The sequence below is a fragment of the Streptomyces purpureus genome (assembly GCF_014648195.1).
Taxonomy (GTDB): domain Bacteria; phylum Actinomycetota; class Actinomycetes; order Streptomycetales; family Streptomycetaceae; genus Streptomyces; species Streptomyces purpureus.
Window position 1 is genome coordinate 160,381 of record NZ_BMQQ01000001.1, and the last position, 13,131, is coordinate 173,511.

The 13,131-nt window shown below is 72.4% G+C and carries 10 protein-coding genes; 5 read left to right on the forward strand and 5 right to left on the reverse strand.

Annotation, left to right across the window (positions count from 1 at the left end; all coding sequences use genetic code 11):
• Positions 1-46: 46 nt before the first annotated feature.
• Positions 47-2,773, reverse strand: a complete 2,727-nt coding sequence (locus IEZ01_RS00710; RefSeq protein ID WP_019890760.1) for a LamG-like jellyroll fold domain-containing protein — start codon at positions 2,771-2,773, stop codon at positions 47-49.
• A gap of 216 nt (positions 2,774-2,989) precedes the next feature.
• Positions 2,990-4,003, reverse strand: coding sequence for a GDP-mannose 4,6-dehydratase (gene gmd, locus IEZ01_RS00715; protein ID WP_189199267.1), 1,014 nt, complete (start codon positions 4,001-4,003; stop codon positions 2,990-2,992).
• Positions 4,004-4,092: 89 nt separating this feature from the next.
• Here gmd and IEZ01_RS00720 point away from each other — a divergent pair, with 89 nt between their 5' ends.
• Positions 4,093-5,037 carry a GDP-L-fucose synthase family protein gene (locus tag IEZ01_RS00720; RefSeq protein WP_019890762.1) on the forward strand — a complete coding sequence of 315 codons (945 nt, stop codon included), beginning with the start codon at positions 4,093-4,095 and terminating at the stop codon, positions 5,035-5,037.
• Between the two features lie 18 nt (positions 5,038-5,055).
• Here the strand turns inward: IEZ01_RS00720 and IEZ01_RS00725 are convergent, their stop codons facing one another.
• Positions 5,056-6,402, reverse strand: coding sequence for a sugar transferase (locus IEZ01_RS00725; RefSeq protein ID WP_019890763.1), 1,347 nt, complete (start codon positions 6,400-6,402; stop codon positions 5,056-5,058).
• 776 nt (positions 6,403-7,178) lie between these two features.
• Between IEZ01_RS00725 and IEZ01_RS00730 the strand changes: the two genes are divergently transcribed.
• Positions 7,179-8,756 carry a glycoside hydrolase family 71 protein gene (locus tag IEZ01_RS00730; protein WP_189199271.1) on the forward strand — a complete coding sequence of 526 codons (1,578 nt, stop codon included), beginning with the start codon at positions 7,179-7,181 and terminating at the stop codon, positions 8,754-8,756.
• Here the strand turns inward: IEZ01_RS00730 and IEZ01_RS00735 are convergent.
• Entirely contained in the window at positions 8,753-9,385 is a 633-nt protein-coding gene (locus IEZ01_RS00735) for a TetR/AcrR family transcriptional regulator (protein ID WP_019890766.1), read from the reverse strand. The genes IEZ01_RS00730 and IEZ01_RS00735 overlap by 4 nt on opposite strands.
• 52 nt (positions 9,386-9,437) lie before the next feature.
• Here IEZ01_RS00735 and IEZ01_RS00740 point away from each other — a divergent pair, with 52 nt between their 5' ends.
• From IEZ01_RS00740 to IEZ01_RS00750, 3 genes are all read left to right on the forward strand, one after another.
• Complete coding sequence (locus tag IEZ01_RS00740) at positions 9,438-10,346, forward strand: DUF2867 domain-containing protein (RefSeq protein ID WP_189199273.1); 909 nt, start codon at positions 9,438-9,440, stop codon at positions 10,344-10,346.
• 70 nt (positions 10,347-10,416) lie between these two features.
• Positions 10,417-11,850 carry a WGR domain-containing protein gene (locus IEZ01_RS00745; protein ID WP_189199275.1) on the forward strand — a complete coding sequence of 478 codons (1,434 nt, stop codon included), beginning with the start codon at positions 10,417-10,419 and terminating at the stop codon, positions 11,848-11,850.
• Positions 11,847-12,326, forward strand: a complete 480-nt coding sequence (locus IEZ01_RS00750; protein ID WP_019890769.1) for a hypothetical protein — start codon at positions 11,847-11,849, stop codon at positions 12,324-12,326. The genes IEZ01_RS00745 and IEZ01_RS00750 overlap by 4 nt, the downstream gene beginning before the upstream one ends.
• A gap of 13 nt (positions 12,327-12,339) precedes the next feature.
• On the opposite strand, the gene IEZ01_RS00755 is transcribed toward IEZ01_RS00750, so the two are convergent.
• Positions 12,340-12,978: a DUF4232 domain-containing protein gene (locus IEZ01_RS00755; protein ID WP_189199277.1), complete on the reverse strand. Its 639-nt coding sequence runs from the start codon at positions 12,976-12,978 to the stop codon at positions 12,340-12,342.
• Positions 12,979-13,131: the final 153 nt, after the last annotated feature.

Genomic DNA, 13,131 nt, shown 5'->3' on the forward strand with positions numbered 1-13,131 from the left:
GCGCTGCCGGGCCCCGCATCCTGTTGTCACGAACTCGACCGCGGCGTTACGGGGCGCCGAAGGTCAGCACCAGCTGCGGGGTCCCCTCCGCGGCCGGCGCCTCCGACGACCAGAGCCACAGCGGGTCGGTGCCGGTGCTGGTCAGCGCGACGCTGTAGGAGCCACCGAGCTCCGAGGCGAGCGCCGTCGGGTCCAGCGTGGCCGAGTAGACGGTCGAGCCGTCCGTGGCCCCGCTGAGGGTGCCGATCGGCGCGCTGCCGAGCGACGGGCGGTTGGTGTACGACACCCCGGTCTCGGTCCAGTCGCCCGTGACCGGGACGACGGAGACCTTGTCGGCCGTGCCCGCACCGGTCGCCGTGGTGGTCTTCACCGCGAGCCGGGCGTTCTTGAGCACCGTTCCGGCCGGCGCGGCCGGCAGGTTGAACCGCAGGTACGACTCGTACGCCGAGGTGCCGCGCACCGCCAGCGAGGTCGACGTGGCGTAGTTGGTGCCCGGCGCGCCCGCGTTGGCGTAGGTGTCGTCCGTGGCTGTGACGGTGGAGACCGTGTCGGCCGGGGCGGTGGCCAGCGCGTAGTGCTTGGCGACCTGCTGGGCGCTGAGCGCGGTCGGGTAGACCGCGGTCTCGTCGAGCTGGCCCGCGAAGAAGGTACTCGACGGACGCAGCGGCCAGCCGTTCAGGTTGTCCGCGCCGACGTGCCAGTAGCCGGTGTACTGCTGGCTGCCGGTGACGCCGTTGGACGCGACCTGCTTGCCGTCGACGTACAGGGTCATGCCGCCGGGGCCCTGGGTGCCGACGACGTGGTGCCACTTGCCGTTGTTGTACGAGCCCCAGGTAGACAGGGTGCGCGTACCGCCGCTGTACACACCGAACACCAGGTTGCCGGTGTTGGTCATGTACAGGTGCTTGTCGTAGCTGCCGCTGTTACGGGTGGTGTTGTTGCCGAAGCCGATCAGCTTGCCACCGCGGTTGGAGGTCGTCTTGAACCACGTCTCGATGGTGAAGGTGCTCGGCGCGTTGACCCGCTTGTCGCTGTAGAGCTTCTGGTTGGTGCCGTTGAGCGCGACGGCGGTGCTCGGGCCGTTGACCGCGGGCGGGGTCTGGCGCAGCGTCGGCGCGTTCACGTACAGACCGTTGTGGTCGCCGTTGGAGGAGTCGGCCACGTACGGCGTGGTGGACTCGTCGAAGCGCCAGTACAGGCTCGCGCCGTCGGCGACGACCTGCGAGGGATAGGCCTCGGTGGAGGTCGGCACGGTCACGGTCGCGTTGGCGGACAGCGCGCTGGTGTTGCCGTCGGCGTCCGACGCGGTCACCCGGTAGCTGTAGGTCTGGCCGGCGGTGACCGAGGTGTCCTTGAAGGAGAACTGAGGCCGCGCCCACAGCAGCGAATCGCCCTCGACCTTGTGGACCGGGGTGGTGGAGCCGTTGCGGTAGACCTTGTACGTCAGCTTGCTGTCGTCGAGGTCCGTGCTGGCGCGCCAGCGCACGTGGACCTGGTTCGGCGAGATGGCCGCCGCGCTGACCTGCGGGACGGTCGGGGCACCCTTGTCGGGGCCGGTCGCGAACCGGGTCAGGCCCTGCTGTGCCTTGCCGTTGGTGGTGGTGAACTCGCCACCGACCCAGAGGTACTTCGTGGCGCCGGAGCCGGAGATGGTGAAGGCGCGCGGGCCGATGCCCTCGCCCAGACCGTCGTTGGTGTCCGGGAACCAGCCGAGCTTGCCGGTGCTGGTGGTCGGCTGCGCGAGCAGGTGGTAGCGGCGCCCGTCGGGGAACTCGCCGACGGTGGAGCAGTCGTGGGCGTGCGAGGCGCTGTAGAGGACGCCCTGGTACTCCTCGACGGCCTGCGTGGCGCCCAGGCAGGTGTCGCGCCAGCGCTGCTCGTAGTTGCTCAGGTCGAAGGCGATACGGCCGTCGAAGACGCCGCCGCCGGTGCCTTCGTTGCCGGTGTAGAAGCCGGTGCCGTCGGTCTCGATGTCCTTGACCACGGAGTTGGTCGGGATGAAGCCGTTGGGGTAGGCCTTCGTCACCGCGCCGGAGTTGGCGTCGACCACGGCGAGCGCGTGCGAGTTGGTGCCGTTGACGGTGAAGAAGTCACCGCCGATGAGCACCTTGGAGCCGTCGGGGGTGACCTCGATGGCCCGGCCCGGCTCGTCCGCGTCGGCCTTGAACGGCAGCAGCTCACCGGAGGTGGTGACGGCCGCGAACCGCTCCCGCTGGTGGCCGTTGACGGTGCCGAAGTCGCCCGCCGCGTAGACCGTGTCGTCGGTGACGGCCAGGGCCCGCACGGTGGCGGGGAAGCTCGGCGTGAAGGCAGGCTTCGGCTTGCAGGTGGCGATGTCGATGGCCGCCAGGCTGCTTACCGGCGTGCCGTTGACCGCGCCGAAGTAGCCGCCGGCGTAGAGGGTCTTCTGGTCCGGCGAGACGACGAGCGTGCGGACGGTCGCGCTGCCCTCCCCGACCGTGAAGGACAGGGAGCAGGAGGTGGGCGCGCCGGTGGCCGCGTTGAGCGCGGCGAAGTTGACGGCACCCTTCGGGGTGCCGGTGGTGCCCGCGGGCGGCCGGACCTCGGAGAAGGTGCCGCCGACGAAGACGGTGTCACCCGCCTGGGCCAGCGCCCAGACGATGCCGTTGGTCTGCCACGTGGGCAGAGCGTCCGCGGTGAAGGCGACGGGCGGGGTGACCGCTCCGGCCTTGGGCGCCAGGGCCCATCCTCCGACCCCGGCGGCGCCTACCGTCAGGACGAGGGCAGCGGCGAGCCCCCATGATTTACGCATGTTCCCCCCAGGCGTCTTCAGCCCAGTTCATATGGCGAGAATTCGTGCTCGAAGAGTGTGTCTCGCGCTCAGAGAGTGTGTGAAAGCGAACTGTACGACGAAATGACAAGCTCGGCGCCACACTTGACCAATCTGGTATCTGCGGTGGCCGCGTACCTCTCGGCGCGCGGCCGCCCCAGCGGTCGGCCGGGGCAGCCGTCATGGTGAAACCGCAGGTCAGCGGTCGATTCGCACCGAGGCGCCGGCCAACTGGTCGGTCACCTGCCGGATGTCGGCGTCGACCATGATCCTGGCCAGCTCCTCCACCTGCACGGTGGGCTTCCAGCCAAGAAGATCGCGGGCCTTGCTCGCGTCGCCGATCAGGGCGTCGACCTCGCTGGGGCGCTCGTACTTGGGGTCGTAGCGGACGTACTCGGCCCAGTCCAGCCCGGCGCGGGCGAAGGCCGTCTCCACGAACTGCCGCACCGTCGCCGGGACGCCGGTGGCCACCACGTAGTCGGTCGGCTCGTCCTGCTGGAGCATGCGCCACATCGCGTCGACGTACTCCGGGGCGTAGCCCCAGTCCCGTACGGCGTCCAGGTTGCCCATGTAGAGGCGGTCCTGGAGGCCGGCCTTGATCCGGGCCACGGCCCGGGTGACCTTGCGGGTCACGAAGGTCTCGCCGCGGCGCGGGGACTCGTGGTTGAAGAGGATCCCGTTGACGGCGAACATGTCGTACGCCTCACGGTAGTTGACCGTGGTCCAGTACGCGAAGACCTTGGCGGCGCCGTAGGGGCTGCGCGGGTGGAAGGGGGTCTGCTCGTTCTGCGGGGGCGGGGTGGAGCCGAACATCTCGGAGGACGAGGCCTGGTAGATGCGGGTGTCCACACCGCTCGCCCGGATGGCCTCCAGAAGCCGCAGCGCGCCGAGACCGGTCACGTCGCCGGTGTAGAGCGGCGCGTCGAAGGAGACCCGCACATGGGACTGGGCGCCGAGGTTGTAGACCTCGTCGGGCTGGATGTCGCGGAGCAGGTTCACCAGCGCCACGCCGTCGGAGAGGTCCGCGTGGTGCAGCACGAACGAGCGGCCCACCGTCTGGGGGTCCTGGTAGATGTGGTCGATCCGCTCGGTGTTGAAGCTGGACGAGCGGCGCACGAGTCCGTGCACCGTGTACCCCTTCGAGAGCAGCAGCTCTGCGAGGTAGGAACCGTCCTGCCCGGTCACGCCGGTGATCAGCGCGGTCTTGCTCATGCGGGTTGCCCCCAGAAAGAGAGTGTCATTCGTACAAAAATGCGGGGTATGCCCCCGATGGTGGAACCGGGCCTGGCATGATCCCCCATATGACTGCATCGCTGCCGTACCTGCCCACGCACGCCCGGATCTTCGTCGCGGGCCACCGCGGCCTGGTGGGATCCGCCGTCGCCAGGCGGCTGACCGCCGACGGCCACGAGGTGATCACCCGTGGCCGCGACGAGCTCGACCTGCGCGACGGGGCCGCGACCGAGGCCTTCCTCAAGGACGTCCGGCCCGACGCCGTCGTCCTCGCGGCCGCGAAGGTCGGCGGCATCATGGCCAACAGCACCTACCCGGTGCAGTTCCTGGAGGACAACCTCAGGATCCAGCTGAGCGTCGTCTCCGGCGCCCACGCCGCCGGCGTCGGCCGGCTGCTGTTCCTCGGCTCGTCCTGCATCTACCCGAAGCTGGCGCCCCAGCCGATCAGCGAGGACGCCCTGCTGACCGGCCCGCTGGAGCCCACCAACGAGGCCTACGCGCTGGCCAAGATCGCCGGCATCGTCCAGGTGCAGTCGTACCGGAAGCAGTACGGCGCCTCGTTCATCTCGGCGATGCCGACGAATCTCTACGGCCCCGGCGACAACTTCGACCTGGAGACCTCGCACGTCCTGCCCGCCCTCGTCCGCCGCTTCCACGAGGCGGCCGCCGAGGGGCGCGAGGAGGTCGTGCTGTGGGGTTCGGGCACCCCGCGCCGGGAGTTCCTGCACGTGGACGACCTCGCCGCGGCGTGCGCGCTGCTGCTGGCCGCGTACGACGGCGACGAGCCGGTCAACATCGGCTGCGGCGAGGACCTCACCATCCGAGAGCTCGCCGAGACGGTCGCCGACGTGACCGGCTTCACCGGCCGGCTCGCCTGGGACACCAGCAAGCCCGACGGAACGCCGCGCAAGCTGCTCGACGTCACCCGGCTCACCTCGCTGGGCTGGCAGCCCCAGATCAAGCTGCGGGACGGAATCGCCGCCACCTATGCCTGGTGGCGCGAGCAGAGCTGATCGCATCCGGCCGGCCCGTCAGTACGCGCCGCGACCGTCGACGACGGCGCGGAGCGTACGGGCCATCACATCGACGTCGCTGGTGAACGACCAGTTGTCGACATAGTGCAGATCAAGCTCAATCGTTTCGTCCCACGACAGGTCCGAACGGCCGCTGATCTGCCACAGACCGGTCATACCGGGCCGTACGGTCAGCCGGCGCAGCTCCACCTCGTCGTAGCACGCGACCTCCTCGGGCAGCGGCGGGCGCGGGCCCACCAGCGACATCGAGCCGGTGAGGACATTGATGAGCTGGGGCAGTTCGTCGAGCGAGGTACGGCGCAGCAGCCGGCCCACCCGGGTCACCCGCGGGTCGCGGCGCATCTTGAACATCAGCCCGTCGTGCTCGTTGGACTGCGCCAGCTCCGCCTTGCGGGCGTCGGCGTCCACGAACATCGTGCGGAACTTCCACATCACGAACGGCGTCCGGTCCTGCCCGACCCGCTCCTGCCGGTAGAACACCGGCCCGGGCGAGGTGAGCCGCACGGCCGCCCCTATGGCCAGGAACAGCGGCGAGAGGACCACAAGCCCCAGCGCGGCGCCCGCCCGGTCCATGGTGTTCTTCAGGAACTGCTGGACCCCGCTGCGCACCGGCGGCGCGACCCGCAGCAGCGCCATGCCCGCGGCGGACGTGGTCTCCAGGCGCTTGACGGCGCACTCCACCAGCCCCGGCGCCAGTGCCAGTTCGGTGCCCGCGTCGTGCAGCCCCCAGGAGAGCCGGCGAAGGCGGGGGCCGGCCATGTGCGCGCCCGCGGCGACGAGCACCAGGTCGGCCCGGAGTTCGGCGGCGGCGGTGAGGACGACGGCGGTGTCGCCGTCGGGCGACCCGGGGGCCGTCAGGCCGAGCCGGGCGGCCACCGGCGCGCCGGTCCGCACCTCCCCCTCGCCGACGGCGACAACCCCGACGACGACGTACGGATGGTCGGTGCGGCCCGCCAGATGCTCGGCCACGTCCCAGGCCGCGGCCGGCTCGCCGAGCACCAGGACACGCGTGACGACCTGCGCCTCACGGCGCTCGGCCATCAGGTGGTGGTAGGTCGCCTTGCGGCAGAACAGGGTGAGCGCGGGCGCGGGCAGCAGCACCAGCAGGCAGAGCAGCGGCGGATGGTGGAGTTCGGCGGCGGCCCGCAGGACCGCCAGGACGCCCACCAGGATCAGCCAGTCGTGCAGGACAGGCAGGCTGCCCCGCGACTCGCCGAGCTCCCGGCGCGCGTAACGCCGCCTGGCGGAACGTATCGCCACCCAGGCGGCCGCGGCGACGGCCGCGCAGATCAGGGCATACGGCTGATGCTCGGCGCGCAGGACCGACGCGACGGGCAGCGCCACACCGGCCGCGTCGACGAACAGCGCGGCCGGCAGATACCAGCGCGCCTTGGCGCGTGGGTGTGGGTGGACCGGTCTGGACCTGGTTTCTCCAGGCGCAGCGGTCTCAGTTGTACGGACATGCCACATGTACCCCCCCGGCACGTGTTGACGTTCGACGCACCGTTCGCCAAACCTCTGATCGGTGAACAAGCGTCGCAACGCGGAACAGTACGACAAACAGACGAAGCTCCGCTGCTGTTCACACGAAAGACGCCACCGGCTGATGGCGTGTTCATCACGGAAGACGGGGACCGGTGTGGCCACGGCGGAGCACATGATACTTCCGACGGACAGGTGGTCTCGCAGGTGAGCCCGGCAAGGGCGGGCCGCCCGGGGTGACCGGGGACGATGGGGCGCCCGGCCGGCGGCGGTGAGGGATGTGGCGCATTCCACGCGCCGCGTTCGAACGGCCCGTACGGCTGTGCGGTGACGCCCTGTCGTACGCCAGCACGGATGTTGCGGCCCGATGCGGAACGCCCGCCCCGCCGCTCGGGCGCCGGTCACCGCACGGGACCGCCGGCAAGCGGTACGCGCGCGTGGACCCGGCACCCCGGGGTGCGTGTTGAACGGCCGCCCCGGATCGGTTCTACTAACTGGCACGCCCGCGCGGTTCCGCAGGCCAGGGGGCATCCAGCCGGTGCTTCCGCCCGGCCGGGCCACCGCGCCGGTGCACTGCCCGAGACCGACGACACCGGCCACGCGCGCGGCGGCGCGCCCGCCGCCCGGAAGGAACACCCATGGGGGACACGCCCGCAGGCCCGTCCAGCCCGCGCCGCCGTCACCGCGCGCGTGGACCGCGCCGGCTCCTGCCCGCGCTGCTGCTGGGGGTCCTGGCGCTCGGCGCCTGGGCCGGCAGTTCCATGGCCGCCTGGAACCAGGCACCGCCCTCCGCCGAGCGGCCCCTGCCGACCGGGAAGGCGCCCGCCACGGGCAGGCCCGGCACAGAGCTCCCCTTCGACATGCCCTCCACCCGCGCCCTGCGCGCCTCCGGCCGGCTGGTCTTCGCGCACTACTTCACGCCGTACCCGCTGTCCCTGGACAACCGGCCCGCGCGCGAGGACTACTACACCCGCAACTACCTCACCCGTCACGGCGAGAAGGGCAAGCACCAGAGATACGGCGGCCTGCTGCGCGACCGGCCGCTGCCCGTCGCCCCGCGATCCGGCAACTGGGAGCTCGCCAACCTCCGCCAGGAGGTCCGCACCGCCCGCGCCGCCGGACTCGACGGCTTCACCGTCGACATCCTCTCCCTGTCGGGGCGCAACTGGGAGCGGGTCAACCTCCTGCTCGACGCCGCCCACGCCGAGGACCCCGGCTTCCGCATCATGCTGATGCCGGACATGACCTCACTGCGCGCCGACCCGGCGACGCTCGCCGCCCGCCTCGCCCAGCTGGGGCGGCACCCCGCCGCGCACCGCCTCCCCGACGGCCGGCTCGTCGTCTCGCCGTTCAAGGCCGAGGCCAAGACCCCTGCCTGGTGGTCGCGTACGCTCTCGGCGCTGGAGCGGCGGCACGCCACCCGGACCGCTTTCGTACCGCTCTTCCTCGACCTCGCGGGCAACGCCGAGCGGTTCGCCCCGATGAGCCATGGTTTCTCCGAGTGGGGCAGCCGCAGCCACACCAGCCAGTCCGGCGCCACCGCCGACATCCGGCTCGCCCACCGGCTCGGCAAGATCTGGATGCAGCCCGTCTCCGTACAGGACGCCCGACCCAACCAAGGCATCTACGACGAAGCGGGCAATACCGCGACACTCCGGGCCAGCTGGGGCCATGCCATCGACGACGGCGCCGACTGGGTCCAGCTCACCACCTGGAACGACTACTCCGAGGGCAGCCACTTCGCGCCCTCGCTCCGCCACGGCCACGCCTATCTCGACCTGTCCTCGTACTACCTGACCCGGTTCAAGACCGGACAGTGGCCGCGCATCGTCCGTGACACCGTCTACCTCACCTCCCGCGCCCAGTTCGCCGGGGCGAAGCCCGCCCCCGGCGCCCAGCGGCTCACCATGAGGCCCCGGCCGGGCAGCGCCGAGCCCCGCGACACGGTCGAGGTGCTCACCTTCCTCACCGCGCCGGCGACCGTCCACACGTTCAACGGCGGCCAGCGGGCGAGCCACCGCGCCCCGGCGGGCGTCCACCCGCGACTGCTGCCGCTGCGCCGCGGCTTCAGCGCCGCCACCGTCGAGCGTGGCACCGCCGTCACCGCCGAGGCGTCCGCCCGCCACCAGGTCCGCGACCGGATCGACGTCCAGGACCTCCAGTACTACGCGGTGACCAGCGGCCGCCCGGGCGCGGGCGGCTGGTCGGGCGACTAGTCGCGGCGCAGCAGCCTGGTCATCACCGACTCCAGATAGGCCGCCAGCTCCTGCCCCGCCGGGAGCGCGTCCGGGACGGCGTGGCCCAGCTGGGTGTGGCCGAGGTAGCAGGTGTACGCGAGGAGGCCGCGCCGGCGCGCCTCGGCGGGCGGGAAGCCGTACTCCTCGAAGAGGTGGGCCACGTAGCCGATCCGGCGCTCCGTCACCCGCCGCAGGACGGCGGCGACCAGGGGGTGGTCGGCGGTGGCCAGCAGGGACATCTCCAGCGGGTCGTCGGCCGCGGCGGCGATCACCTCCTCGAAGAGGTGGCGCAGCCGCTTCTCGGCGTCCGGCTCGCGCTCGGTGGCGGTGATGATCGCCTCCGTGCAGAGCTCCTCCCAGCGGGTGAGCGCCGCCTCGACCAACGCGTCCCGGTTGGTGAAGTGCCAGTAGAAGCTGCCCTTGGTGGTGCCCAGCCGGGCGGCGAGCGGCTCCACGGCGACGGCGGCCAGTCCGCGCTCGCCGATCGCGGCGAGGGCCGCGTCGGCCCAGTCGGTCGCGGTGAGTTTCTTGCGTCCCGAGGCCCGCGCCGGACCCCCGGCCGCTCCCTGTGCCTTCTGCTCCGTCCGGTCCGCTCTCGCTCGCGCCATACTCCATACGGTACCGTACGGTGGAACATACGCCACCGTATGGAGGTGTGCCATGCGCACGCTGCACAACGTCCACGAACGTGTCGTCGACGCTCCGGCCGAGGCCGTGGGCGCCCTGATCGACCGGATCTCCGCACCCGACGACCCGCTCAGCCCCAGCCCGGTCTGGCCCCCGATCCTCTTCGACCGCCCACTGGCGGTCGGCGCGGACGGCGGACACGGCTTCGTCCGCTACACGGTGGGCGCCTACGAGCCCGGCCGGAGCATCCGCTTCGACTTCCCGCCCGAGGAAGGCGGCCACCACCGGCTGGAGGTGGAACCCCTGGAACCGGGCCGCTGCCGGATCCGGCACGTCATCGAGCAACACCAGGGCCTCAAGGATTCGCTCGTCTGGAACCTGCTCATCGGCCCGCTCCACGACCTGTTCGTCGAGGAGTTCTTCGACAACGTCACCCGGGCCGCCACCCCCGCCGCACCTCTGAGCCCCGTCCGTTGGACCGGCCGAGCCCGCGCCCTGCACCGGCTGGTCTTCGACCGCGCGCGGGCGGTCGAGGCCCCGGCCGGCGCCGCCCTGGCCCATCAGGCCGTCCCCCGGCCGGACTTCACGGACGCCTGGCAGCTGGACCTGAGGCCGGGCATGCCGCGCGACCCGCTCGCCTGGCGCGAGGTGCTGCCCTTCGCCGTGCGGGGGAGCAGCCAGGACGAACTGCTGCTCGGCGAGGACGCCGCCCATCTCGACTTCCGCGCCTCGGTCCTGATCCAGGGCGACACCGTCACCCTCACCACGCTCGTGCAGACACACAACCGCCTCGGCAGGCTCTACTTCGCCGTCGTCCGCCGCGTCCACCCCTTCATGGCCCGGCGGATGCTCCGGCGCACCTACCGTCGCCTCGCCTTCGCGGCGCCGCCCGCGGCCCGGCTCGAACGCCGGTCCGACGGCGTTGTCAGTGGCCCCCCCTAACGTTTCCGGTGTGGGGCTCGCGGACCGATCCGTGAGGTCCGTTCCGGTTCTGCCCTGGGAGGGGTCTGCCTTGACGACGACGTATCTGGAACTGTCCGAGGACGGCGGCGGTGCGCACAAGTTCTACGAAGTGACCGTGCAGGGCCTGGTGGTGTCGGTCCGTTACGGCCGGATCGGCTCCTCCGGGCAGACCCAGACGTCGACCTTGCCGACCGTGCAGAAGGCGCAGGCCGCGGCGGCGAAGAAGGTCGGCGAGAAGGTCCGCAAGGGCTACGCCCCGGCCGTGCCCGGCGCCCGCGCCGCCCGCGCCGTCACCCGGCGCCAGGTCTCCTCGGCCCCCTCCACGGCCCGCGCCGTCGCCCCGGTGCTGTGGCGCTTCCGTACGGGATCCGCCGCGTTCGGCATCCACGTCGACGACGACCGCTGCTGGGTCGGCAACCAGTCCGGCGACGTCTACACCCTCAGCCACGCAGGCGAGGTGCTGGCCCGCTTCAACCTGCCGGACGGTGTCAAGTGCCTGGTCGCCGACGACTTCTGGATCTACGCGGGCTGTGACGACGGGCGGGTCTACGACCTGTCGTCGAAGCTGCCGTTCGCGGCGTACGACATCGCCGCCGACGTCGACATCTTCTGGCTCGACATCCACGAGGGAGTGCTGAACGTCGCCGACCGCGCCGGGCGCCTGACCGTCATCGACCACGAGGACGAGCACCAGTGGTCCCGGCGCAGCCGCGGCGAGCACGCCTGGATGGTCCGCGCCGACGACCGGGCCGTCTACCACGGCCACCAGAGCGGCGTGACCGCCTACGCCCCCGACGGCGGCGGCGAGTTGTGGCACACCGCCACCCGCGGCGGGGTGCTCTTCGGCTGGCAGGAGCACGACGCCGTGTACGCGGGCACGGCCCGCAACACCGTCCAGCGGCTGTCCAAGGCGAGCGGCGCCATCGAGGCGACGTACCCCTGCGACAGCGCCGTCTACTCCTGCGCCACCTCGCCCGGCGGCCGGTTCGTCTTCGCCGGCGACTCGTCCTCCTCCGTCTACTGCTTCGACCGTGACGGCACCCGGCTGTGGAAGCTCTCCACGGGCGGCGGCTCCGCCCTGTCCATGCAGTACCGCGACGAGCGGCTCTACCTGGTCACCACGGACGGCTCGCTGGTGTGCGTCGACGCGAGCGAGGCCGCGGTCACCGCCGCCCAGCAGGGCACCGTCCCGGTCGCCCGGGACGTCAAGCTCGCCGCGGCCACGCCCACGTACGCCCCGGCGACGGCGGCGACGGCGGTCACCACCGTGACGGCGGCCCCGGCCGGCGCGGTCGTCGTGGAGTGCGTCCAGGAGGCCGGCCGGATGCGGGTCCATGTGGTCTCGGAGGGCTACGAGCCGTCCTGGAACGTCCAGTTCCCCCGCGCGATACGGGAGCCGGGTGCCCGGTACGTGGTCGACGCGCTGCACGCCGCGTCCGGCGGCTTCTACCGCGTCCGCGGCGACATCCGGCGGCTGCTGTGACCACCGTTCCGGACGGTGGCGGGACCTTCGAGCCCGCCACCGGCGACGGCCCCCTCACCCCGCCCGGCTCGGCCGAACGGCGCGCGGCCGACGTACGGGTGGCCGCCGAGGGACTGATACAGATCCGACGGCTCACCCGCACCTCGGGCGGCGATCCCCGGACGGCCCCGGCGGCCTGGGAACTGGCCCGTCCGGTACGGGCCGTGGCGCTCGCCCTCGAAGCGGCCGGGATCAGTCCCTCGGCCGTCGACACCGACGGCCGCCGGGTGGCGACGGGGTACAAGGTGCGGGCGGGCGACCGCCCCGGCACCGCCGTGGTGGAGTGGCTGGGGCCGCCGGGCAGCGGCGCCCAGGGAGCGGAGGAGCGTGAACTGACCGGCTGCGCCCGGGCCCTGGCGGAGCTGGGCTGGGAGGCGCTGCTCTACCGGGGCCCGCGCGGCCGCCGCTTCCTGGAGGTCGAGCCGGCCGGCCCCTGAACGAGGCCGCGCCTCAGCCCATGAAGAGACGGAAGTGGTCCGTCGCCAGGGAGCCGCCGCAGAACGCGAGCGCGGCCGGCCGGTTGCCGGAGTCGACCACCTTCGCCGGGTGCGTCGTACGGGCCCCGGCCAGGGTCACCCGTACGGTACGGGCCTCGGTGCAGACCGGGCGGGCCGAGGGGGAGGCGCCCGCCTCCGCGGCGCGGTGGCGCAGCACGGCGACGGCCTCCTTGCCCGCCTTCAGCACCATCGGCTCGGCCCGCGCGCCGAGCGGCGTGGAGGTGAGCGTCACGGTGCCGGCTTCGGCGGTGAGGGTAGGGAAACCGTCGAGCAGGCACGGCCCCTCGGTGTTGTTCAACGCCAGCAGCTTGCCGCGCCCGGCCTCGCCTCGGGCCGCGGCGGGCCCGTCGTCGACGACGACCTCGTACAGCATGTTCAGGCCCTCGCAGCGGGCCACACCTTCGAGGGGGATGCCCGCGCTGTCGGTCGCGGCCGCGGACGGGGGCGCGGACGGGGGAGAGGAGGCGGGCCGGGGCGTGGCCGTGGTGGGCGGCCCGGCCTTGTCGGCGGGGCCGGGGTCCTCGCCGCCACAGGCGCTCAGCGCGAGCGTGAGGGCGGCGGCTGTGAGCACGGCGCGCAGGGTGTCGGGCATGGTCAGGCTCCCCCGTGGGCGGGGCGCGACCGGCGGTCGCGCGCGTGGAGTCCGAGCATGGCGAGCGCGATCGCCGCCGCGCCCGCGCGGCGCCCGCGCTCCACCCGCACGGACCAACGGGTCAGGCGATCGAGGCGGAAACGATCGCGGAGA

Coding starts and splice junctions, on each gene's coding strand:
- IEZ01_RS00710 (WP_019890760.1), bottom strand. CDS start 2,773: ATGCGTAAATCATGGGGGCTCGCCGCTGCCCTCGTCCTGACGGTAGGC.
- gmd (WP_189199267.1), bottom strand. CDS start 4,003: ATGAGCAAGACCGCGCTGATCACCGGCGTGACCGGGCAGGACGGTTCC.
- IEZ01_RS00720 (WP_019890762.1), top strand. CDS start 4,093: ATGACTGCATCGCTGCCGTACCTGCCCACGCACGCCCGGATCTTCGTC.
- IEZ01_RS00730 (WP_189199271.1), top strand. CDS start 7,179: ATGGGGGACACGCCCGCAGGCCCGTCCAGCCCGCGCCGCCGTCACCGC.
- IEZ01_RS00735 (WP_019890766.1), bottom strand. CDS start 9,385: ATGGCGCGAGCGAGAGCGGACCGGACGGAGCAGAAGGCACAGGGAGCG.
- IEZ01_RS00740 (WP_189199273.1), top strand. CDS start 9,438: ATGCGCACGCTGCACAACGTCCACGAACGTGTCGTCGACGCTCCGGCC.
- IEZ01_RS00755 (WP_189199277.1), bottom strand. CDS start 12,978: ATGCCCGACACCCTGCGCGCCGTGCTCACAGCCGCCGCCCTCACGCTC.